General features: G+C 67.5%; 16 protein-coding genes. 12 read left to right on the plus strand and 4 right to left on the minus strand.

Annotated elements, in window-relative coordinates:
• Positions 1–33: 33 nt before the first annotated feature.
• Positions 34–519 carry a transcription elongation factor GreB gene (gene greB / locus DM450_RS03810; RefSeq protein WP_142632668.1) on the minus strand — a complete coding sequence of 162 codons (486 nt, stop codon included), beginning with the start codon at positions 517–519 and terminating at the stop codon, positions 34–36.
• A gap of 130 nt (positions 520–649) precedes the next feature.
• On the opposite strand from greB, the gene DM450_RS03815 reads away from it, so the two are divergent.
• Positions 650–2,014: a glycoside hydrolase family 27 protein gene (locus tag DM450_RS03815; protein WP_142632669.1), complete on the plus strand. Its 1,365-nt coding sequence runs from the start codon at positions 650–652 to the stop codon at positions 2,012–2,014.
• 105 nt (positions 2,015–2,119) lie between these two features.
• Here DM450_RS03815 and DM450_RS03820 read toward each other — a convergent pair whose 3' ends face one another.
• On the minus strand, positions 2,120–4,084 hold the full coding sequence (locus DM450_RS03820; RefSeq protein WP_142632670.1) for a lytic transglycosylase domain-containing protein: 1,965 nt from the start codon (positions 4,082–4,084) through the stop codon (positions 2,120–2,122).
• A 92-nt stretch (positions 4,085–4,176) separates the two neighbouring features.
• On the opposite strand from DM450_RS03820, the gene dapA reads away from it, so the two are divergent.
• Together dapA and DM450_RS03830 are read left to right on the plus strand one after the other, a co-directional pair.
• Positions 4,177–5,058, plus strand: a complete 882-nt coding sequence (gene dapA / locus DM450_RS03825; protein WP_142632671.1) for a 4-hydroxy-tetrahydrodipicolinate synthase — start codon at positions 4,177–4,179, stop codon at positions 5,056–5,058.
• A 141-nt stretch (positions 5,059–5,199) separates the two neighbouring features.
• Positions 5,200–5,787: an energy transducer TonB gene (locus DM450_RS03830; RefSeq protein ID WP_142632672.1), complete on the plus strand. Its 588-nt coding sequence runs from the start codon at positions 5,200–5,202 to the stop codon at positions 5,785–5,787.
• A gap of 102 nt (positions 5,788–5,889) precedes the next feature.
• On the opposite strand, the gene DM450_RS03835 is transcribed toward DM450_RS03830, so the two are convergent.
• Positions 5,890–7,896 (minus strand): S9 family peptidase, encoded by a 2,007-nt coding sequence (locus DM450_RS03835; RefSeq protein WP_142637466.1) that lies wholly within the window; start codon positions 7,894–7,896, stop codon positions 5,890–5,892.
• 539 nt (positions 7,897–8,435) lie between these two features.
• On the opposite strand from DM450_RS03835, the gene smpB reads away from it, so the two are divergent.
• The 4 genes from smpB (at position 8,436) to recA (ending at position 13,214) form a co-directional block, all read left to right on the plus strand.
• On the plus strand, positions 8,436–8,918 hold the full coding sequence (gene smpB / locus DM450_RS03840; protein ID WP_142632673.1) for an SsrA-binding protein SmpB: 483 nt from the start codon (positions 8,436–8,438) through the stop codon (positions 8,916–8,918).
• Positions 8,915–9,523 carry a DUF2062 domain-containing protein gene (locus tag DM450_RS03845; RefSeq protein WP_142632674.1) on the plus strand — a complete coding sequence of 203 codons (609 nt, stop codon included), beginning with the start codon at positions 8,915–8,917 and terminating at the stop codon, positions 9,521–9,523. The genes smpB and DM450_RS03845 overlap by 4 nt, the downstream gene beginning before the upstream one ends.
• Positions 9,520–12,027, plus strand: coding sequence for an ATP-binding protein (locus DM450_RS03850; RefSeq protein WP_260610153.1), 2,508 nt, complete (start codon positions 9,520–9,522; stop codon positions 12,025–12,027). Before DM450_RS03845 ends, DM450_RS03850 begins: the two co-directional genes overlap by 4 nt.
• 110 nt (positions 12,028–12,137) lie before the next feature.
• Positions 12,138–13,214 (plus strand): recombinase RecA, encoded by a 1,077-nt coding sequence (gene recA / locus DM450_RS03855; protein WP_142632675.1) that lies wholly within the window; start codon positions 12,138–12,140, stop codon positions 13,212–13,214.
• A 160-nt stretch (positions 13,215–13,374) separates the two neighbouring features.
• Here recA and DM450_RS03860 read toward each other — a convergent pair whose 3' ends face one another.
• Complete coding sequence (locus DM450_RS03860) at positions 13,375–15,189, minus strand: DUF885 domain-containing protein (RefSeq protein WP_142632676.1); 1,815 nt, start codon at positions 15,187–15,189, stop codon at positions 13,375–13,377.
• Positions 15,190–15,432: 243 nt separating this feature from the next.
• Between DM450_RS03860 and alaS the strand changes: the two genes are divergently transcribed.
• From alaS to DM450_RS03885, 5 genes are all read left to right on the plus strand, one after another.
• Positions 15,433–18,093: an alanine--tRNA ligase gene (gene alaS / locus DM450_RS03865; RefSeq protein WP_142632677.1), complete on the plus strand. Its 2,661-nt coding sequence runs from the start codon at positions 15,433–15,435 to the stop codon at positions 18,091–18,093.
• Between the two features lie 131 nt (positions 18,094–18,224).
• Positions 18,225–18,638: a hypothetical protein gene (locus DM450_RS03870; RefSeq protein ID WP_142632678.1), complete on the plus strand. Its 414-nt coding sequence runs from the start codon at positions 18,225–18,227 to the stop codon at positions 18,636–18,638.
• Positions 18,635–19,576 carry a glutaminase gene (locus DM450_RS03875; RefSeq protein WP_142632679.1) on the plus strand — a complete coding sequence of 314 codons (942 nt, stop codon included), beginning with the start codon at positions 18,635–18,637 and terminating at the stop codon, positions 19,574–19,576. The genes DM450_RS03870 and DM450_RS03875 overlap by 4 nt, the downstream gene beginning before the upstream one ends.
• Before the next feature lie 80 nt (positions 19,577–19,656).
• Positions 19,657–21,486: a DUF885 family protein gene (locus tag DM450_RS03880; protein WP_260610155.1), complete on the plus strand. Its 1,830-nt coding sequence runs from the start codon at positions 19,657–19,659 to the stop codon at positions 21,484–21,486.
• Between the two features lie 47 nt (positions 21,487–21,533).
• Positions 21,534–22,043 (plus strand): DNA-deoxyinosine glycosylase, encoded by a 510-nt coding sequence (locus DM450_RS03885; protein ID WP_142632680.1) that lies wholly within the window; start codon positions 21,534–21,536, stop codon positions 22,041–22,043.
• Positions 22,044–22,206 lie beyond the last annotated feature (163 nt).

A 22,206-nucleotide genomic window follows, 5' to 3' on the forward strand; every position in this document is an offset into this window, starting at 1 on the left:
AAAATGCCTTGCAGGCATTTTGCAGACACACTCTCAGCCAGCCGGGTAGGTGATCTCCATCACTTCCCATTCCTTCTCGCCGGACGGCAGGCGCACCATGCGCAAGTCCCCCACCGCGGCGCCGCGCAGCGCCCGGGTCATGGGGGCGCTCCAGCCGATCAGGCCCTTTGCCGCATCCTGCTCGTCATCGCCGACGATGGTGACGGTCTTGTGGGTGTCGTCCTCGTCCGCGATCGTGACGGTGGCGCCGAAAAACACCTTGCCGCGTTCGGTCTGTTCGCGTGGATCGACCACGCGCAGGGCCTTCATGCGGCGGGCGAGGAAGGCGAGTTCGCGGTCGATCTCGCGCATCCGTTTGCGGCCGTAGAGATAGTCGCCGTTTTCGGAGCGATCGCCATTGCCGGCCGCCCACGAGACGATCTCGACGATCTCCGGCCGCTCCTTGCCAAGCAGATGGTCGTAGCGGGCGCGCAATTTCGCCATTCCGGCGGGCGTGATCGGAGGACCTGCGGGTTTCATCGCCAGAGCTTTATCGGGCGCGTTCGGTGCGGCCAAGGGGCAGGGGCGCTTCTCCACGGTCTTGCACTGCAGGAATTAGTCCGACAAAAAGAATGCAAGGCCATTTGGACCATCACGGATCGAGGACATCATGGAACTTTCACGCCGCTCCGCGCTCATTGCTGCCGCCGCAGCGCCGCTTGCCGGGATGGCGGCTCGCGCCGTCGCCGCTGAAGCTTCGGGTGCGCTTCCGACCGCGCCAGGAGCCGCACTGGCGCCGCGTCCGCCGATGGGCTGGAATTCGTGGAACAGCTTTGCCGGCACCATCACCGAGGCGCAGGCGCTCGAAACCGCGGCGATCATGCGCGACAGGCTGCTGCCCTTCGGCTACGACGTCTTCACCGTCGACATCCAGTGGTACGAGCCCGAGGCCAGGAGCTATACCTACAACGCCCATCCGGTGCCCGCGCTGGATGCCAACGGGCGGCTGATCCCGGCGCCCAACCGCTTTCCCTCCTCCAAGGGCGGCAAGGGTTTTGCACCCTTGGCGGCCAAGGTCCACGCGATGGGCATGAAGTTCGGCATCCACGTGATGCGCGGCATCGCGCGGCTGGCGGTGGAGCAGAACCTGCCGATCCTGGGCACGCCCTACCGCGCGCGCGACATTGCCGACACCAACAGCATCTGCCCGTGGAACCCGGACATGTACGGCGTCGACATGAGCAAGCCCGGCGCGCAGGCCTATTACGACAGCCTGTTCCGCCTCTATGCCTCGTGGGGCGTGGACTTCGTGAAGATGGACGACATGAGCCGTCCCTACGATGCCCATGCTCCGGAAATCGAGGCGGCCGCCAGCGCCATTGCGCGCTGCGGCCGGCCGATCGTGCTCAGCCTCTCGCCCGGCGAGACCCCGGTCCCGCGCGGGGCCGACGTGCGCAAGCATGCGCAGATGTGGCGGATTTCCGACGATTTCTGGGACGAATGGCCGCAGCTCCTGGCCCAGTTCACACGCTTGGAGAACTGGTCGCCGTTTGCCGGACCCGGCTCCTGGCCCGATGCCGACATGCTGCCGTTGGGCCGCATTGCCCTTGGCGACCGCGCCAGCCGCTTCACCCCGGACGAGCAGCAGACGCTGATGTCATTGTGGTCCATCGCCCGCTCGCCGCTGATCATGGGCGGGGATCTGCGCGGCATCGACGATGCGACCCTGGCGCTGCTCACCAACCGCGAGGTCCTGGCGGTGAACCAGCACAGCACCGCCAATCGCCCGCATTTCCTGGCCGACAACACCCGCGTCTGGTCGGCGCGGGCAGAGGGCAGCGAGGACCGCTATCTGGCGCTGTTCAACACCGGCGAGGCGCCGCTGGAGGTTGCCGTGCCCTTGCGCGAACTCGGCCTCAGCCGCGCGACGGTGCGCGATCTGTGGCAGGGCGCGGACCTTGGAGTGAGCGAGGGCCGGGTGCGCGTAAACCTGCGCCCGCACGCCTCCGCGCTCTACCGACTGAAAGCGGGTTGAACGGCCCCTAGGCGTACCAGAACAACCCTGAACCGACGCCGGGCTAAGTTTTTGTTTGTCGCATTTTCCGAGTCATCAGGTGATTCCACCTGATTGGAAAATGCTCTAGCCCGGCGTATTCTTGCCCATCATCCGGCTGAGCGGACGGCTGCTCTGCACACCCGATTTGTCCGGGTAAATCGCCTGATAGACGACCGCGTTCTCGAGCACGCGCTGGATGTAGTTCTTGGTCTCGTAGATCGGGATCTGCTCGATCCACGTCACCCAGTCGACCGAGCCCATGCGCGGATCGCCATTGGCGGCGAGCCGCTTGTTCACATTGCCCGCGCCTGCATTGTAGGCACCGATCGCCAGCGGGTAGGAGCCGCCGAAGTAATTGCGCATCCGCGCGAAGTAGGCATCGCCGAGCTGGATGTTGTAGCTCGCGTCGCTGACGAGACGGGCACTGTCGTAGGAGAGGCCGAGCTTGCCGGCCTGCTCGCGCGCGGTGGCCGGCATCAGCTGCATCAGCCCGCGCGCCCCGGCATGGCTGAGCGCGTTCTGCGCGAACTGGCTTTCCTGCCGGGTCAGGGCATGGACCATCGTCCAGTCCGCGCCCGGCGGCGTCGGGATCAGCGGATAGGCGATCTTGCCGAAATCGCCGTAGCCATCGGCATGGGCGCTCTGGCCGAGGATCACCGCGAGGTCACGCCGGCCGATCTCGCGCGCGAGGTCCGCGACCAGCACGTGGTCCGCCTCGCTCTGCGCCTGGTCGGAGATCTCCTTGTAGAACTGCACCCCGGTGCGCCAGTCGGCATCGCGGGCGACGTCGCGCACGGCCCGGGTGATCGGCTTTGCCATGAAGGCGCTGCGTTCGGCGGGCGTGGGCATGGCGCGCGGCTTGCTGTCCATGTCGGGCAGCGGACGGCCCAGCCGTTCGAGCGAGAGCTGGCCGTAGAAGTACTGCGGATAGGCGGCCGCCATCTCGAAATAGCGGCTGGCCCCGGCGCTGTCGCCCGCCTGCGCCAGCGCGCGTCCGGCCCAGTAGAAGCCCTTGGAGCGCGTGCCGGGCGTCTGCGCCGCGGCGCCGTAGCGATAGAACAGCGGCGCCGCGCGGCGGGCATCGCCCAGCGACCACAGCGCCTTGGTGCCGCCCAGCCAGACCAGCGTCGTGTAATCGTCGCGCAGGCGGTAGGAGAGCTTCGAGATGTCCGTCCCCGGCGCGAAGGCATCGTCGATCGAACCGGCGATGCGCACGGCGGCATCGGCCCCGGCCCCGCGCGCGGCGGTGAGCAGTTCGCGCACCCACTTTTCCGGTTCCGGCACCGGCTTCGACAGCGGCGGGCGGTTCGCCAGCAGGGCGATCTCGGCGGGCAGGTTGCCCGACTTTCGCGCCTGCACCGCACGGGCATAGACATAGCCCGGGTCCGCGTTCATCTGCGGCGTCAGCGTCAGCCCCATGGAGCCCGGCGCCGCGCCCTGCAGGATCGACAGCCGCTCCATGAACAGCGCTCGATTGGCGGGGGAGACGAAGGAAATCTGCCGCTCGGCCTGCGCGGTCTGGCCCTGCCACAGCAGCTCGTCCATGCGGGCGTCGTGATCGGCAGCCGAGAACCGGGCGCCGTAGAGCGACAGCAGCCGCGCCTCGTCATCGGGCGAAAGGCTGCCGCCGCGCCATGCCGCCAGCGCCTTCTGCGCGGCATCGGGGCGCTGCAGCGTCGCCAGCGCCACCGCATAGCGCCCGGCGGCCTCGTTCGAGAGCGGCGGGAACCGCGTGAAGAAGGCGGCGGTGGCATTGGCGTCGGCCGGATAGCGCTGCAGCGCCTGTTCGGCATAACCGCGAATGCGCTCTTCCAGCGGATAGCCCGGGAAGGTCATCAGGAAGCCGGAATAAGTGCCGAAATCGAGCTGGCTGCTGGCCGAAAGCTGCCGCCAGCGGTCGATCGACTGGTGCACGCTCATGTCGTGCGACTGCATCTGCTGCGCTTTGGCGAGATCCCATTCGCGCCCGTCCTGCGCGAGGGCGGGGCTTGAGAAAAGGGCCGTGGAAGCAAGCAGGATGAGGGGGGCGGCACGCTGCATGCTGGACATTTGGGGGAAAGGCTCCTTATCAGGCGCTGAACGTCGGGACCGGTTACCCGATGCCAGTCCGTCATTGATGACGATCAGCAGAGGTAAAGTCCATGTTCTCGGGGTCCATTCCTGCTCTTGTTACACCGTTTCGCGACGGAGCGTTCGATGAACAGGCTTTTCGGCGGCTGGTGGACTGGCAGATCGATTCGGGTTCCTCCGCGCTCGTGCCCTGCGGCACCACGGGTGAAAACTCGACGCTGTCGAACGCCGAACACCACCGCGTGATCGAGGTCTGCGTCGAGCAGGCGGCGGGCCGCGTGCCGGTGATCGCCGGCTGCGGCAGCAACGACACGATGAACGCGCTGCTGCACATGAACTTCTCGAAGAAGTGCGGCGCCTCGGCCGCGCTGCTGGTCGCGCCTTATTACAACCGTCCCAGCCAGGACGGGTTGCTGGCCCACTTCAGCTACCTGGCCGAGCACAACGACCTGCCGATCGTGCTCTACAACGTGCCGGGCCGCACGGTGACCGACCTGCTGCCCGAAACCGTGATCGAACTGGCGCGGCGCTTCCCCGATCGCATCATCGCCATCAAGGACGCCAGCGGCGACCTCAGCCGCGTGACCGACCACCGCATGGGCATCGGCAAGGACTTCTGCCAGCTTTCGGGGGACGACGAACTGGCCCTGCCGTTCAACGCGGCGGGCGGCGTCGGCTGCATTTCGGTGACCGCGAACGTCGCGCCCAGGCTCTGCGCCGAGTTCCAGGCCGCCTGCGCCGCCAACGACCTTGAAGAAGCGCGCCGCCTCAACGACCTGCTCTACCCGCTGCACTACGCCATGTTCGAGGACAGCTCGCCGGGGCCGTGCAAGTACGCGCTGGCGCAAGTCCACGACTGGATCGAGAACGAACTGCGCCTGCCGCTGGTGCCCTGCGGCGAGAAGGCCCGGGTGGCGGTGGACGAGGCACTGGTCCACGCCGGTCTGGTCTGAGCGGCGCGCCATTCGTTACAAGTCGGGACAGGCAAGGGGCGTCGGTGCGAACCGGCGCCCTCCTTGCATCTCCCGGCACCTGCGGTAGATTTCGTGCCGTAAGATACGTGTTCGAACCGGGTTCAGGTCATAGGGGGTCAGGTGTTCTTAATCGCGATGGCATTGGCGGCACAGCAGGCCAGTATCGAGGACGTGAAAGTCGATTTGCAGGCCTCGCCGCAGGCGACGGCGAGCGTGGCGGACGGCGTGGAAATTGTCCGCCTGGTGATCGCGCCGGATGGCCGCGCCGCCGGTTGCAGTGCGCGAATTCTGGGCGTCGGCCCGGTGGAGGACCGCGCGAATTGCAAGAAGCTGGCGAAGATGACGGCAACCCCGGCGATCGACCATAGGGGCTCGCGGGTCTACGGGGCCGTCGAATTCAGGCTCATCTGGGTGACCGATCGTCTCACCGGTTCGCGGGCTTCGCCGCCGGCGGGCGCGGCGGACCTCTACCTGCCGCTGCAGCGCATCCCCGACGGGCTGCGCCGCCGGGTTGTCGAGCTGCGGCTGGTGGTGGCGTCCGACGGCAAGGTGGAAAACTGCGAGACGGTGACCGGCAGCGGCCGTGCGGCCCTCGACAAGGCGGCCTGCGATGCCGCCGTCTCGGGCGGCGTGGCGCCCTTGAAGGACGCGTCCGGAACGCCGGTTCGCGGTGTCCAGAACCTTTCCATCGGCTTCGTGAAACAATAGACGGCAAAAGCCGCCCCGCCGGCAGGCCGCAACGATGCGCAGCCTGCCGGCGGGGTGTTGCGCGGGCCCGTTGATCCGCCGGCCCGTTAATCCGCCGGCCCGTCAATCCGCCGGGTTGTACTTCTGCACGAAACGCATCGTTTCCGAGAGCATGCGCTTGCGTGTCTCCTCGCGCGAGAGCCAGTGGTCCTCGCTGGCCAGCGTCACCATCTCGTAGGGCTTGCCCGCGTCCTTCAGGGCATCGGCCATGACCAGGCTCTGGCGATAGGGGACCACGGTGTCGTCCTTGCCATGGATCAGCAGCACCGGCGCGTCGGCCTTGGCGGCAAAGCGGCGCGGCGAGATAGCGTCAAAGCCCGAGGGATCGCCAAGCTGCTGGCGCAGCACCTTGCGGGTCATCTGCGAATCGCCGTCCTCGCGGATGTCGGTATCGTACATCAGCCTGACGTCGGCCACGCCCGCCACCGCCACGGCGCACTTGTAGAGCCCCTGTTGCAGCGTCACCCCCGCCAGCGCCGCATAGCCGCCATAGCTGGCGCCGACGATGCAGGCGCGCCGGGGGTCGGCGATGCCGCGCTTCACCAGTTCGGCAAGGCCGTCCGAGATGTCGGTCTGCATCTTGCGGCCCCACTGGCCGTCTCCGGCATGGCGGAAGGCATCGGTGCGGCCGGTCGAGCCGCGGAAATTGGGCTGGAACACCGCGTAGCCGCGTGACGCAAAGGCCTGCGCCCACCAGTCGAACCCGGGCTTGTCCTCGCTCGCCGGGCCGCCGTGGGGCAGGACGACGACCGGCAGGTTCCTGGCCGGGCGGCCCGGCGGCAGGGTCAGCACGCCGTCCATCTTGAGGCCGTCGGCGGCGGTATAGTCCACCATCGAGATCGGCCCGACCTGTTCGGGGGCGATCAGCGGGCGTTCGTCGCCGATCGGGCTGGCGCGGCGGGCGGCCACGTCGACGAGGTACCAGGTGCCGCTGTCCTGGTTGCCGCTGGTGCTCAGCAGCACTTTCGAGAAGTCCGGCGTCCAGTCCACCAGATGCGGATCACGCCCGGCGAAGGCCCTGAAGATCTTGTCGAGCGCGGTCTGCTTGGCAGGATCGTACATAACCGTCTTCGACACTTCGGCATCGATCCGGTAGCCGAGCAGGCGCGCGTTCGCGCGGTCGACGAAGATGCGCTCGATCTTGTCTTCGCCGAAGATCTCGTGCGCCTCGCCGCCCGCCAGCGGCACTTCGTACCAGTGCGAGGCGCCTTCGCTGTCGTCGATGGCGTAGATCGCGGTGGTGCCGTCCTTGCCGAAGCAGATCAGGCTGACGTGGCCGGTGGGGTCGATCCCGCGCGCCAGTTCCGCGCCCCTGGGCACGGTGATCTTCCAGACGCCCTTGTTCTCGTCGATGTCGAGCAGCACGGCGACCTGCCCGCTGCCGTCCACCAGCCAGTCACGCCAGTGATCCTCGGCCGGCGCGGGGGCGACCATGCGCGGGCGGTTGCTCCTGATGTCGACGGCGTAGAGCGTCGTGCGGCCATGGACAAAATGCGCCTCGGGGCCCGATGTCTCCAGCGCGATCCCGCCGAAGAAGCCCACCGTCTTGCCGTCGACCGTGCGGATGCCGTAGCGCCCGCGGGTGGTGTCGGCGATGCCGTTGGTCTTGCCGAACACCATGCCTGCCTTGCCGCCCTTGATCGGGATCAGGTAGGTCCCGGTCAGTTCGTACTTGGCCGCCGCGAACCCGTTGAGCGACACCGTGGAACTGGTGGTGAGCAGCATCGTCTCGTTGTCCGCCCATTCGATCGCGCGGACCTTGCCGGTGCCGGTCGAGGCGTTGAACAGCACGTCACCGTTGGCGTTGACCATGAGCAGCCGGCGCTGCCCGTCGACCTGGCTGATGCTGGCGATGTTGGTCCCGTCAGGCGACAGCGCGGCATCCTCGACCCTGGGCAGTTCGCCATAGGCGTCGAGCGGCGGCGGTGCGGAAACGGCAGGCTGGGCCGCGGGCTGGGCGGCAGGCGGTAATGCCGCGCTGCCGTCCGCGGCCAGCGCGGGCTGGGCGGCCAGAATCGGCGTGATGATCGAAGTGAGCGCCGCCAGCGCCCATCTGCCCCGTGTCGTCATTTTCAAGAATATTCCCCTGGCCGGACCTTGTTTCCGGATGGCCGCATTGTTTCCGCAAGCCGCCCGGAACAGCAAGCGCCCCAATTCGCGATTGCACGATTAGGTCGTAAACTCAGCAACGGCGCCATCGAGGCGCCCAAATGGCGAACAGCTCGGGCCGAAGTTGCCGCCGGGCGGGCTGGTTGCCCGTCCAAGGCAGCTTCGGTTCGAGATGGAAGCCATTTGGGCGTCCCTGCGGGATTTGACCAAAATGGCCCCGCGCTGCGTCGGGAAGTCTTGAAATATGGACATATTCCAGCGCCTTCCCTCCTGCCGCTGAGCCATTTTGCTTCAAACCTCGATGGCGCTGTTGCTGAGTTTACGACCTAAATAGCTGTTACAGGGCGACTTTTAGCGTTTCGGCGAGACCTGACAGTGATTTTCATCACGGCTGGGGCGGGATTTGCGGGGTCATCCATGGGCTTTACCGTCCGCACGGTCGCAAATCGCGCAAACGGGCGTTTCCTTTTGCCGCGTGAATCCCTAAATGCCGCTTCGATATGGCACGTCCGCAGCACCCCACATTCGACAAGAAGAAGTCCGTCGCCGAGAACCGCCGCGCGCGCTTCGAGTACCACATCGACGAGGTCTTCGAGGCCGGCATCGTCCTGACCGGTACCGAGGTGAAGTCGCTGCGCTTCGGCGAAGGCTCGATTGCCGAGGCCTATGCCGAGATCAGGGGCGGCGAGTGCTGGCTGGTCAATTCCAACGTGCCCGAATTCAGCCACGGCAACCGCTTCAACCATACGCCCAAGCGGCCCCGCAAGCTGCTGCTCAAGGAGCGCGAGATCGCCCGCCTGCAAGGCTCGGTGGAGCGCAAGGGCATGACCCTGGTGCCGCTCTCGGTCTATTTCAACGGACGCGGGCGCGCCAAGGTCGAACTGGCGCTGGCCAAGGGCAAGAACGCGGCCGACAAGCGCAATACGATCAAGGAGCGCGACTGGAAGCGGGAACAGGGCCGCATCCTGCGCGAGCACGGGTGAGCGCGCTGCTCCACCGCCTCGGCGCCTGGCTTCACCGCCAGATGCCGACGCACGCGCAGCTGGAGGCGAACCGCTTCACCGCGCCCTTCACGCGGCGCCCGGAACTGTTCCGCTTCACCCGCCGCTCGGTGCCGCGCGGGGTGGCGGTGGGCATGTTCATCGGCATCTTCGCGCTGATCCCGGGCGTCCAGATCGTCGGCGCGGCGCTGATGTGCGTGCCGCTGCGCGGCAATATCCCGCTCGCCGCCGCGATCACGTTCGTCTCCAATCCGGTGACGACCCTGCTCATCATCCTGCCGCTGGCCGTGGCGATCGGCAACAGCTTCGGTTACCATGCCGATATCGCGACCGTGGAGGTGATGGTGCGGGAAGGCGCAAGTCTGGCGCAGTGGCGGGGCTGGATGCTGTCGGACACCGCGCCGGCAGTGGTGATCGGCCTGTTCATCCAGTCGGTGGTCGCCGCCGTGGTCAGCTATTTCCTCACCATCTGGTTCTGGCGCTACTGGATCGGCCACAAGCACCGCGCCCGTCGCCACCGCTCGCTGTTCCGCGACGCCTTGCCGGAGGATGCGGCGGGCGAGGGTGACCGGGAAGGCATCGTATGACCGCAGGCCGGAAGCGCATCGGCGCAGGTTCCGGCATGCCGCGCAGCCCGCTCGGCGACGTGGGCGTGGTCGGCGCGGCGCTTGCGATCAGTGTCCTGCTGGTCTGGCTGGTGAGCGGGGACGGGCTGCTGGCGGCGGTGCTGGCCGGTGCCCTGCTGGTCTTTGCCGCGCTCGCCTGGTCGCTGGCGCGGCGCCGGGTGGCCGAGGCCGAAGTCGAGTTCGCGCTGCCCGACTGGTCGGTGACGGTCGCCGCGATCGACCGCGAGGATGTGGCCATCGCGCTGACCGATCGGGCAGGGCGGCTCACTTGCGCCAATTCCGCCTACGAAAGCTGGTTCGGGGTCGGCCACGATCCCTCGCGGCTGCCGATCGGCGAGGCGGCGAAGGAGCCGATCGCCGAACTCGTCCGCACCGTCTGGCGCGACGGACAGGCCAGCACCCTGGTGCGCGGCGGGATGGCGGGCTCGGGGGCAGGTGCGGGCACGGGGGCAGGTGCGGGCTCGGGCACGGGCGCGACCGAGGCCGACTGGCGCATCGACGTGCGCCGTGCGGGGCGCGGCGAGGATTTCCTGGTCTGGCGCATCCAGTCGGTCAACGCGGTCGATCTGGTCGGCGACGTCGCCCGCCAGATCGGCGGCAAGCTGGGCGAGGGGCTGGCCCGCTCGGGCATCTGCGCGGCGCTGGTCGATCCCGACGGCACGATCCGCGCCGCCAGCACCGGCTTCGCGCAGCGCGCGGCGGGTGATCCGCAGGCCGACCTGACCGGGCAGGACTTTGTGGCGATGCTCAGCCAGGAAGAGGGCGAGCGGATCGGCTGGGCCCGCGATGGCGGGCGCGGCGGGCCGCTGGTGCTCTATCACGTGCCGGTGGCCGATCCCGATCTTCCCGGCGAACCCGATCCCGATACGACGCCATCGCTGATGCTGGTGGTCGATGCCGCCCAGGGCATCGGCACGGGCAGCAGCAGCAGCGCGGCCTCGCCCCATCTCGAGGCGCTGATGAGCCAGCTGCCGCTGGGCCTCGCCATGGCCGACCGCGACGGCCGCCTGCTGTTCGCCAACCCCGCCTTCATGCGCGCGGCGGGGCGCGAGGGGCAGCATCCGCCGACTTATCCGATCGACCTGGTCACCCGCGAGGACAAGCGCGCGCTGTCCGAGGCGATCCGCCGTTATGCGCAGGGGCCCGCCGCTGCCGGCGACATCGCCGTGCGGCTGGCCGCGCTGCCCGAGGATCCGGTCTCGCTCAGCCTTGCCGGGGTGCGCGGCCTTGGCGAGGCGGCGGTGCTGCTGGGCCTGACCGACACTTCGGAGGAGACCCGCCTCAAGCGGCAGGTGGCGCAGGCCACCAAGATGCAGGCGGTGGGCCAGCTTGCCGGCGGCGTCGCGCATGACTTCAACAATGTGCTGACCGCGATCCTGGGCACCTGCGATCTCATGCTGATGCGCCATACGCCGGGCGATTCCGACTATGACGACATCCAGCAGATCCGCGCCAACTCCAACCGCGCCGCCTCGCTGACCCGCCAGCTGCTGGCCTTCTCGCGCCAGCAGACGCTGCGCCCCGAAGTGCTCCAGTTGCCGGACGTGGTGGCCGACGTCTCGCAGATGCTGCGCCGCCTGATCGGCGAGAAGATCCAGCTGGTGGTCACCCACGACCGCGATCTCGGGCCGGTGCGCGCCGACCCGACGCAGCTGGAACAGGTGATCGTCAACCTGGCCGTCAACGCCCGCGACGCCATGCAGATGAAGAAGGGCAGCGACGGCTCGGGCACGCTGACGCTGGCCACCCACCGGGTGACCACCACCGACGTGCGGGCGATGCGCAGCGAGATCATCCCGGCGGGCGACTATACCGCACTGATCGTGGAAGACACCGGCGGCGGCATCCCGCCCGAGCATCTCGGCAAGATCTTCGAGCCGTTCTTCACCACCAAGGAACAGGGCAAGGGTACCGGCCTCGGCCTTTCCACCGTCTACGGCATCGTCAAGCAGTCGGGCGGCTTCATCTTCGCGGAAAGCGAAGTGGGGCAGGGCACGCGCTTCGTGGTCTACCTGCCGGTCCATCACATGGCCCCGGGGGAGATCGCCTTGCCCGCCGCCAAGGACGAACCGGCGCCCAGCAAATGGGCGGGCGGCGGCTCGATCCTGCTGGTCGAGGACGAGGATCCGGTGCGGGTGGTCGCCGAACGCGCGCTGACTCGGCAGGGTTATCAGGTCACCTGCGCGCGCGACGGCGAGGAAGGCCTCGAGTGCGTGCAGCAGGGCGGGCGCTTCGATCTGGTCGTCTCCGATGTCGTCATGCCGACGCTGGACGGCCCGGCGATGGCGCGCGAGATCCGCAGAATCGCGCCGGGGCTGCCGGTGCTGTTCATGTCGGGCTATGCCGAGGAGCAATTGCGCAAGGAAATCGGCATCGCCAACGCCTGGTTCATGCCCAAGCCCTTCTCGGTTCAGCAGCTTTCCGAAAAAGTCGGGGATGTTCTGGCGCGAACGGCCTCTCATTAAAAAACGGAAAACTGCCAAAGTTCCCCTCTTGTTCTACGTGAACAAAAGCGATACATCCCCTCGCGTGACGTTGACCTTTCCGGTGATGCCGGTAGCAAAGGGGAAGTGAAATGGCTGCTCAGCTCAAGCTGATCCAGGAAGGCAAGGAAAAGGAAGCGATGGACCGTCAGAAGGCGCTCGAAGCCGCCCTCGCGCAGATCGACAAGGCATTCGGCAAGGGTTCGGCGATGAAGCTGGGCTCCAAGGAAGCGATGCAGGTCGAGGCGATCTCCACCGGTTCGCTCGGCCTCGACATCGCGCTTGGCGTCGGCGGCCTGCCGCGTGGCCGCGTGATCGAGATCTATGGCCCGGAAAGCTCGGGCAAGACCACGCTGGCGCTGCACTGCATCGCCGAAGCGCAGAAGATGGGCGGCACCGCCGCCTTCATCGACGCCGAACACGCGCTCGATCCGGTCTATGCCAAGAAGCTGGGCGTCAATATCGACGAACTGATCGTCTCGCAGCCCGATACCGGCGAGCAGGCGCTGGAAATCACCGATACGCTGGTCCGTTCGAACGCGATCGACGTGCTGGTGGTGGACTCGGTCGCCGCGCTGGTTCCCCGCGCCGAAATCGAAGGCGAGATGGGCGATAGCCACGTCGGCCTCCAGGCCCGCCTGATGAGCCAGTCGCTGCGCAAGCTGACCGGCTCGATCAGCCGCTCGCGCTGCCTGGTGATCTTCATCAACCAGCTGCGCATGAAGATCGGCGTGATGTACGGCAACCCGGAGACGACCACGGGCGGCAATGCGCTGAAGTTCTACGCCTCGGTCCGTCTCGACATCCGCCGCACCGGCGCGATCAAGGACCGCGACGAAGTGGTCGGCAACGCCACCCGCGTGAAGATCGTCAAGAACAAGGTCGCCCCGCCGTTCAAGCAGGTCGAATTCGACATCATGTACGGCGAAGGCGTCTCGAAGATCGGCGAGATTCTCGACCTCGGCGTCAAGGCCGGCATCGTCGAGAAGTCCGGCGCGTGGTTCAGCTACGATTCGATCCGCATCGGCCAGGGCCGCGAGAACGCGAAGACCTACCTCAAGCAGAACCCCGAAGTCTGCGACCGCCTCGAAAAGGCGATCCGCGCCCGCACCGAAGGCCTTGCCGAGGAAATGATGGTCGGTCCCTCGGCGGAAGACGACGCCGAATAAGCCCGGCGGTCTTCTCAGGCATGAAAATGCCCCGGTCCCGCAAGGGCCGGGGCATTTTCGTTTAAAAATTGGAGTTGAACGTAAAAATCACCGTCGCCCTCGCGAAGGCGGGGGCCCCGCTTCCTTCTCGCGACATCGCCGAAGAAAGCAGGGCAAGCACTCAGGCGTAACGCGAACGCACCAGCTTCTCGAGCACGGCGAGCGGCAGGGCGCCCTTCAGCAGCACCGAGTGGAACGCCCTGGGGTCCCACTTGTCGCCCGCCTTGGCGCGGGCCTCGTCGCGCAGCTTCACCCACATGGTATGGCCGATCTTGTAGCTGCAGGCCTGGCCCGGCCAGACGGTGTAGCGGTCGATCTCGCCCTGGCTGCGGCCGCGGGCGATGCCGGTGGTGGCGATCAGGAAGTCGGTCGCCTTCTCGCGGCTCCAGCGCTTGGCGTGCATGCCGGAATCGACGACGAGGCGGGTCGCGCGGAACAGCAGCGATTGCAGGTAGCCGACCTGGCCCAGCGGATCGCCGTCGAACATGCCCATCTCGTCGGCCAGCTGCTCCGAATAGAGCGCCCAGCCTTCGCTGTAGCCGCTGAAGCCGCCGCGGCGGCGGATCATCGGGATGTCCTGCGATTCGAGCGCGAGCATGACCTGCAGGTGATGGCCCGGCACCGCCTCGTGGTGCGTCAGCGTGGCGAGGCCGAACTTCGGCCGGTCGAAGGTATCGCGCAAGTTGATGTAGTAGATCGCCGGGCGTGAACCATCGAGCGAGGCGTTCTGGTAATAGCCGCCCGGGGCGCCGGCCTGAATGGCGGGCGGCACGCGGCGCACTTCCACCGGGGCCTTGGGCAGGACTGCGAACTGCTCGGGCAGGCGGGGCTGCATCTTGAGGATCTGCGCGTTGAGTTCGGCCAGCAGGGCGGCGCGGCCCTCGTCGGTATTGGGGAAAAGCTGGTCCGGCCGCTGGTTGAGCGCCACAAGCCGCTCGCCGACGGTGCCCTGGCTCATGCCCTGTGCCTTGAGGATACCGTCGATCCGGCCGCTGATCTCAGCCACCTGATCGAGACCCATCTGGTGGATCTCGTCCCCGCTGAGGCGCACCGTCGTTGCCGCTTCGGCGGCCGAGGCGTAATAGGCATCGCCATCGGGCAGGCGCCACACACCGGCCTCATGCGTGGCCTTGGCGCGCAGCTGGGTGACGAGCGCGCGCTGGCGGTCGAGCGCCGGGAACACCTTCTCTGCCACGACTTTCGCCGCATCGGCCGCGCGGTCCGCAGGCAGGCCCGCCTTGGCCAGCTTGGCGGCAAAGCCGGTGACAAGGCCGGTTTCGCCGGCCGGCTTGTCGCGCAGGGCGGCGAACTGCTTGAGCGCCGTGTCGAGGATATAGTCCGGCGCGAAGACACCGCGCGCGGCATCGGCGCCCTGGCGTTCGGTTTCCTGATCCAGAACGGTGGCGAAAGCGCCGAGGCGCGCCACATAGGCATCGGCGTCAGAGGCGTCCTTCACCCGGTGCTGGGTGTCGAGGAAGTCCGGCACGTCCTGATAGGCGCCGGAGAGCTGGCTGATCAGGTACGGCGCGAAGCGGCCGCCGCTGGAGCCGTAGGTGAAGGTCTCCTGCCCGGCGATCGAGCGTTCGAGCTGGTAGGTGACGACATCGTAGTCGAGCGCGGCATCCTCGCCGAGACCCGTGCGGCCGATCGCCTTGATCGAGGCCAGTTCCTGCCGCGAACGGGCAAGGTCCTTCGCGCTGTCGGCGGCACTGCGGCCGGAAAGCTGCGATTTCAGAGCCGCGTTCTTGCCGGTGTCGAGACCGAGGCGGGTCGCGCCTTCGGGGCTTTGCGTCAGGCGGTCATTGAAGATCGTGTCGAGCAGCGTGCGCAGTTTCTGGTCTGCGGGTTTGGCCGAAGCGGCGGCAAAGGCGGCGGACGGAAGCCCGGCGGCCAGTGCGGCCACGCTGGCCTGCCCCAGGAATGAGCGGCGATCCATGAAATTTCCCCTTGTTGAGGCGTGTCTTGACGGTGGTGCGACCCTTGTCGCGCGCACCCTAGGACGGGGCCGGGAGCAAAGGCAATCCTGAGGGTATACGATTTTGCGCCGCTTTCCGGGCGGCGCGCAAGGCCGCGCTCAGGGTGGCGTTCCCGCCACGGCGGGCGGGATATCGCAATTCCCGAACAGTCTGACTGCGGTATCCCGCTTGCCGAGCCTGCGCGGCTGCATTATCGGCGCCTCATGCACACGACCAACGAGATCCGCCGGTCCTTCCTCGACTACTTCGCCCAGAACGGCCATGAGGCCGTTCCGTCAGCGCCGCTCGTGCCGTACAACGACCCGACGCTGATGTTCGTGAACGCGGGCATGGTGCCGTTCAAGAACGTGTTCACGGGCCTTGAAACCCGTGCCACGCCGCGCGCCACCTCCTCGCAGAAGTGCGTCCGCGCCGGCGGCAAGCACAACGATCTCGACAACGTCGGCTACACCGCGCGCCACCACACCTTCTTCGAGATGCTGGGCAACTTCTCGTTCGGCGACTATTTCAAGGAACAGGCGATCACCCACGCCTGGACCCTGCTGACCAGGGAATGGGGCCTCCCGGTCGAGAAGCTGCTGGTCACCGTCTATCACACCGACGATGAAGCCTTCGACCTGTGGAAGAAGATCGCCGGCCTGCCGGAATCCAAGATCATCCGCATCCCCACCAAGGACAACTTCTGGGCGATGGGCGACGAGGGCCCGTGCGGCCCGTGCTCGGAGATCTTCTTCGACCACGGCGACCACATCTGGGGCGGCCCTCCGGGATCGCCGGAAGAGGACGGCGACCGCTTCATCGAGATCTGGAACCTCGTGTTCATGCAGTTCGAGCAGTCGGCCGGCGAGATCGTCGGCAACCTGCCCAAGCCCTCGATCGATACCGGCATGGGGCTGGAGCGCATCTCGGCGGTCATGCAGGGCGTGCATGACAACTACGACATCGACACCTTCAAGGCGCTGATCGCCGCGTCGGAAAGCCTGACCGGGGTTGCCGCCGAGGGCGACAGCCGCGCCAGCCACCGCGTCATCGCCGATCACTTGCGCTCGACCTCGTTCCTGCTGGCCGACGGCGTGCTGCCCTCGAACGAGGGCCGCGGCTACGTGCTGCGCCGCATCATGCGCCGCGCCATGCGCCACGCGCACCTGCTGGGCGCCAAGGAGCCGCTGATGCACCGTCTGGTGCCCGCGCTGGTGGCCGAGATGGGCCAGGCCTATCCGGAACTCGGCCGCGCCCAGCCGCTGATCCAGGAAACGCTGGAGCGCGAGGAAGTGCAGTTCCGCCGCACGCTGGCCAACGGCCTCAAGCTGCTCGACGAAGCCACCGGCACCATGGGCGAGGGCGGCGAGCTGCCGGGCGAAACCGCGTTCAAGCTCTACGATACCTACGGCTTCCCTTACGACCTCACCGAAGACGCGCTGCGTTCGCGCGGCATCGCGGTGGACCGTGCCGGTTTCGACGCGGCGATGGCGCAGCAGAAGGCTGCCGCGCGCGCCGCATGGAAGGGTTCGGGCCAGGCCGCCGACAGCGAAGTCTGGTTCGACATTGCCGAGCGCGAAGGTGCGAGCGAGTTCACCGGCTATACCTCTACCCTTGGCGAAGGCCAGGTGGTGGCGCTGGTGAAGGACGGCAAGGAAGTCGCCTCCGCCGCTGCCGGTGACGAAGTGACCGTGCTGACCAACCAGACGCCGTTCTACGGCGAATCGGGCGGTCAGGTCGGCGATGCCGGTACGATCACCACCAATGCGGGCCTGAAGATCGCGGTTGCCGATACGGCCAAGCCGCTGGGCCGCCTGCACGCGATGACCGGCACGGTCGAGGCGGGCACGATCAAGGTCGGCGATGCCGTCAACCTCACCGTCGATGTGGCGCGCCGCGATGCCGTGCGCGCCAACCACTCGGCGACGCACCTGCTGCATGCGGCGCTGCGCGGCCGTCTGGGCGGCCACGTCACCCAGAAGGGCTCGCTGGTCGCGGCCGAGCGGCTGCGCTTCGACTTCTCGCACCCGACCGCGCTCTCCGCCGAGGACATTGCCGCGATCGAGGCGGAAGTGAACGCCGAGATCCGCGCCAACGACCCCGTGCTCACCCGCCTGATGACGCCCGAAGACGCCATCGAGGCCGGCGCCATGGCGCTGTTCGGCGAGAAGTACGGCGATGAAGTGCGCGTGCTGTCGATGGGCACCACCTCGAAGGACGCCTCGGGCGAGCATACTTATTCGGTCGAGCTTTGCGGCGGCACCCACGTGCGCGCCACCGGCGACATCGGCATTTTCCGCATCGTTTCGGAAAGCGCGGTGTCCTCGGGCGTGCGCCGCATCGAGGCGCTGACCGGCGAAGGTGCGCGCCAGTGGCTGGTCGCCCGCGAGGACGCGCTCAAGAGCACCGCCAGCGTGCTGCGCACGACGCCGGAAGAAGTCGAGGCCCGCGTCACCGCGCTGATGGACGAGCGCAAGAAGCTGGAGCGTGAACTCGCCGAGGCGAAGAAGGCGCTGGCGCTGGGCGGCGGCTCGGCCAGGGCGGAAAACGCCGACGAGACGATCAACGGCGTGACCTTCTCCGGGCAGGTGCTCGAAGGGCTCGACCCCAAGGACCTGCGCGGCCTGCTCGATCAGGCCAAGCAGCGCATCGGCTCGGGCGTGGCGGCGATCGTCGCGGTCAACGAGGGCAAGGCGGCGATCGCCGCTGCCGTCACCGATGACCTCACCGGCACGATCAGCGCGGTCGAACTCGTGCGCAAGGGCGTGGAAGCGCTCGGCGGCAAGGGCGGCGGCGGCCGCGCCGACATGGCGCAGGGCGGCGGCCCCGACGGCGACAAGGCTGCCGAGGCCATCGCCGCGGTCAAGGCGGCGCTGGCGGGGTGAGCTTGCATATGCCGAGGCGTGGGCCGGGGCGAAATCGGCCCGGCGCGGCCCGCCCCGGCTTTCGCCCCGGCTTTCGCCTTGTCTTTGGCCTTGTCTTTTACGCTGCCTTCTTCTGCTCCGCGCCGCCCTGTGTGGCGGCGCAGGCGACCGCGTTTCCGGAAGGCATCTTCAGTTCGGTCCATGAATCGCGCGAGACCGGCGATCTTGGTGGGTTGGAGCTTCGGCTGTTTCGCAGTGACGAAAGGCTGATGGCCGAAGTCGTGCTGTGCGAGGGCTGGTGCAACGTGTCGCACATCGTGCCGGTCAGGCTTGTGGATGGGCGGTATCGGCTCCGGTTTGTCGAGCATTATGAAGGCTCGGGCGGCGGCGATGATCTCATTACCGAGGTTGAACTGCTACCGGCCGGGAACGCGTTTCGGGCACGGCTGTCATCGCCGGGGCAGGCGGAGGCATCGTCCTGGGATGACGCATTCCGGCTGCGTCCCCTGAAGCAGCCTTACGGCCTTGCCGTGGCGCATCACGGCGGCGAACCCGGTACCCCATGACCCCGATCCCCACCCTGATCGCCGGGATCGCCGAGGAACTGCGTTTTGCCGACAATCGCGGCAAGGTGGCGAACTATATCCCGCCGCTGGCCTTGGTGCCCGACACCCGGTTCGGGATCGCGGTGGTCATGGCCGACGGCACCGTGCACACCGCTGGGGATGCCGAGGAGCCGTTCTCGATCCAGTCGATCTCGAAAGTCTTTGCGCTGACGCTGGCGCTCGGCGCGGTGGGCGACCAGCTCTGGCAGCGGGTCGGGCGCGAGCCTTCGGGCAGTGCGTTCAACTCCATCGTCCAGCTCGAGACCGAGCACGGCATCCCGCGCAACCCCTTCATCAACGCGGGCGCCATCGTCGTGTGCGACGTGCTGCTCGGGCGGCTGCAGCCGCGCGAGGCGATCGGGCAGATGCTGCGATTCGTGCGCGAACTGGCGGGCGACGATACCATCGCCATCGACGAGACCGTGGCCCGCGCCGAGCAGGACAGCGGCTTCCGCAACAAGGCGCTGGCCAACTACATGCGCGCCTTCGGCAATATCGAGGGCGAGGTCGACCTGGTGCTGGGCACCTATTTCCACTTCTGCGCGCTCGCCATGTCGTGCCGCCAGCTGGCGATGGCGGGGCGCTTCCTGATGGGCGGCGGGGTGTCCGACGGTCACCGCGTCATCACCGAGAAGCGCGCGCGGCGCATCAATGCGCTGATGATGTCCTGCGGCCACTACGACAACTCGGGCGACTTCGCCTACCGCATCGGCCTGCCGGGCAAGTCGGGGGTGGGCGGCGGCATCCTCGCGGTGGCGCCGGGGATCGCCAGCATCGCGGTCTGGTCGCCCGGGCTCAACGCCAGCGGCAATTCGCAGCTTGGCCAGCTCGCGCTGGAGCGGCTGGTGCAGCGCACCGGCTGGTCGGTGTTCGAGCCGCGCGTTTCGGAAGGTCTGTAAAAAGCCGGGCGCCGCCCTTGCCAAGCCTTTGGCGAGATTGCAGGTTCCGCGCCATCTTTTGAGATCCCCGGGGGACTACCATGATCGATCGCATGTCTACCGCGCGCCGTGTGCGCGGCTCGCTGGCGCTGGCGCTGCTGCTTTGCACGAGCGGTCTGGCCACGAGCGCACTGGCCGCGCCTGCACAAGCCCAGACGCCCGTCGCCGCAGCGCCCTCCGCGGCGGAAACGCAGCTTCAGGCGGTGCTGGACGCGCACTGGACGTGGACGCTGACGATCAATCCCTTCCTTGCCTCGACGCTGGGCGACCACGGCGCCGACGGCAAGATGCCCGACATGAGCCTTGCCGCCGCCGACCGCAACGCGGCGCAGGAGCAGCGCTTCTACGACCAGCTCGCCGCCATTCCCGATGCGCAGCTGTCGGAAGGTGGCCGCACCAACAAGGGCGTGCTGATGCGCATGCTCAAGGACGACATCGACGGCAACCGCTTCGGCGAGCGGATGATGCTGTTCACCACCTATTCGAACTGGGCGCAGGGTTTTGCCGATCTGGCGAACTCGCTGCCGCTCAACGACAAGGCGGACTACCAGTCCTATCTCGACCGTCTTGCCCAGTTCCCCAGGTACAACGCGCAGGCGCTGGAGATCAGCAACCGCGCCATTGCGGAGGGCTATGTGCTGCCGTGCGCGGTGCTGGGCAATACCGCGCAGACGCTCTCCGGCCCGGTGGAGGGCAGGCCCGAGGACACCCGCTTCTACGCGCCCTTCACCCGCACCCGTCCGGCCTCGATCAGCGAGGCGGAGTGGAGCGCGATGCAGGCCCGTGCGGTCACCATCATCCGCGACACCCTGACGCCCGAATACCGGGGGCTGCGCAAGTGGTTCGAGGCGAAATACCAGCCCGCCTGCCGCAAGAACGACAGCGCCTCCACGCTGCCGCAGGGCAAGGAATGGTACGCGCTGCAGGCCCGCATCCACACCACCACCGACCTCACGCCCGACCAGATCCACCAGATCGGCCTCGACGAAGTGAAGCGCATCACCGCGCGCATGGACGCGGTGGCGGGCAAGGCGGGCTATGCCAACCGCGCCGATTTCATTCGCAAGATCCAGAGCGATCCGCAGTACTTCGCCAAGTCTCCCGAGGACCTGCTGGCGGTCGCCGCGCTGCAGGCCAAGCGCATCGACGGCATGATGCCGCGCTATTTCGGCAAGCTGCCGCGCCTGCCTTACGGCATCAAGCCGATCCCGGCCGAAACCGCCGAGGGCACGACCACCGCCTATTATTTCCCCGGCTCGCCCGAGGCGGGGATCGCGGGCAATTACTATGTCAACACCTCGAAGCTGGACCAGCGCCCGCTCTGGGAACTGCCCGCGCTCACCGCGCATGAGGCGGTGCCGGGGCACCACAACCAGATCGCGCTCCAGCAGGAGCAGGACCTGCCGCCGGTCCGCAAGTACGCGGCCGGTTTCACCGCCTTTGTCGAGGGCTGGGGCCTCTATTCCGAGTATCTCGGCGAGGAGATGGGCCTCTACGATACCAACGAGAAGATGATGGGCCGACTGTCCTACGAGTTGTGGCGCGCCTGCCGTCTGGTCGTGGATACCGGCATCCACGCCAAGGGCTGGGACAAGGCCCGCGCGGTCGCCTTCATGAAGGCCAACACCGCGCTGACCGACGCCAATATCGATGCCGAGGTGAACCGCTACATCTCCTGGCCGGGTCAGGCGCTGGGCTACAAGATCGGCGAGATCCGCATCCGCGAACTGCGCGGCAAGGCGGAAAAGGCGCTGGGCGACAAGTTCGACTTGCGCGCCTTCCACGATCTGGTGCTGTCGCAGGGGCCGGTGCCGCTCGACGTGCTCTCGGCCTCGGTCGACCGCTGGATCGCGGCGAAGAAGGCGGCGTGACGGAAAGGAGAGGGCGGGTCCAGACCCGCCCTTTGTGTTGAAAGGCCATGGCCGATACCCCGCTCAAGACCGCCTTTGCGCCGGTAACCGACGCGGATACCCGCGTGCTGCTGCTGGGCAGCCTGCCCGGCGAGAAATCGCTGGCGGCGGGCGAGTATTACGCCAATCGCGGCAATGCCTTCTGGTGGCTGCTGGGCGAAGTGCTGGGCGAACAGGACCTTGCCGCCGCCCCTTATGCCGAGCGGCTCGCGCGGCTGCTGCGCCGTCATGTCGGCCTGTGGGACGTGATCGAGAGCGCGCGGCGGCAGGGCAGTCTCGACACCGCCATTCGTGAGGCGACGCACCGCGATCTGGCCGCCTTCGCCGCAACGCTGCCGTCCCTGCGCCTGATCGGTTTCAACGGCGGCAAGGCGGCCAGGGACGGGCGGCGGCAGCTATCCGGTAGCGAAAGCCGCTGGGCGCTGCTCGACCTGCCGTCATCCAGCGGGGCCCATGCCAGTATGTCGAAAGCGGCCAAGCTGGCGGCGTGGCGGCAGATCGAGGGGTATTTGACTTAGGGCGAATGTGGTGTTTGGGGCGGCTTTTTGCGCCACCATTGCGGTTAACGGTATCCAGACGGGAGAGGCTTGGCTGGAGGAGCCTGCAACGAACATCGGCGCTCCGCGTCCTCAACCCGATTATAAGAACCTGCAGAATTACGTCGAAGCCTCCAGGTGCGTG

The sequence above is a fragment of the Sphingomonas sp. IC081 genome (genome assembly GCF_006874585.1).
Lineage (GTDB): Bacteria > Pseudomonadota > Alphaproteobacteria > Sphingomonadales > Sphingomonadaceae > Novosphingobium.

Bases quoted from the DNA above. Each gene is read 5' to 3' on its own strand.
- dapA (WP_142632671.1), top strand. From the start codon at position 4,177: ATGTTCTCGGGGTCCATTCCTGCTCTTGTTACACCGTTTCGCGACGGA.
- DM450_RS03880 (WP_260610155.1), top strand. From the start codon at position 19,657: ATGATCGATCGCATGTCTACCGCGCGCCGTGTGCGCGGCTCGCTGGCG.
- smpB (WP_142632673.1), top strand. From the start codon at position 8,436: ATGGCACGTCCGCAGCACCCCACATTCGACAAGAAGAAGTCCGTCGCC.
- alaS (WP_142632677.1), top strand. From the start codon at position 15,433: ATGCACACGACCAACGAGATCCGCCGGTCCTTCCTCGACTACTTCGCC.
- DM450_RS03850 (WP_260610153.1), top strand. From the start codon at position 9,520: ATGACCGCAGGCCGGAAGCGCATCGGCGCAGGTTCCGGCATGCCGCGC.
- DM450_RS03875 (WP_142632679.1), top strand. From the start codon at position 18,635: ATGACCCCGATCCCCACCCTGATCGCCGGGATCGCCGAGGAACTGCGT.
- DM450_RS03885 (WP_142632680.1), top strand. From the start codon at position 21,534: ATGGCCGATACCCCGCTCAAGACCGCCTTTGCGCCGGTAACCGACGCG.
- DM450_RS03815 (WP_142632669.1), top strand. From the start codon at position 650: ATGGAACTTTCACGCCGCTCCGCGCTCATTGCTGCCGCCGCAGCGCCG.
- DM450_RS03820 (WP_142632670.1), bottom strand. From the start codon at position 4,084: ATGTCCAGCATGCAGCGTGCCGCCCCCCTCATCCTGCTTGCTTCCACG.
- DM450_RS03860 (WP_142632676.1), bottom strand. From the start codon at position 15,189: ATGGATCGCCGCTCATTCCTGGGGCAGGCCAGCGTGGCCGCACTGGCC.
- DM450_RS03835 (WP_142637466.1), bottom strand. From the start codon at position 7,896: ATGACGACACGGGGCAGATGGGCGCTGGCGGCGCTCACTTCGATCATC.
- recA (WP_142632675.1), top strand. From the start codon at position 12,138: ATGGCTGCTCAGCTCAAGCTGATCCAGGAAGGCAAGGAAAAGGAAGCG.
- greB (WP_142632668.1), bottom strand. From the start codon at position 519: ATGAAACCCGCAGGTCCTCCGATCACGCCCGCCGGAATGGCGAAATTG.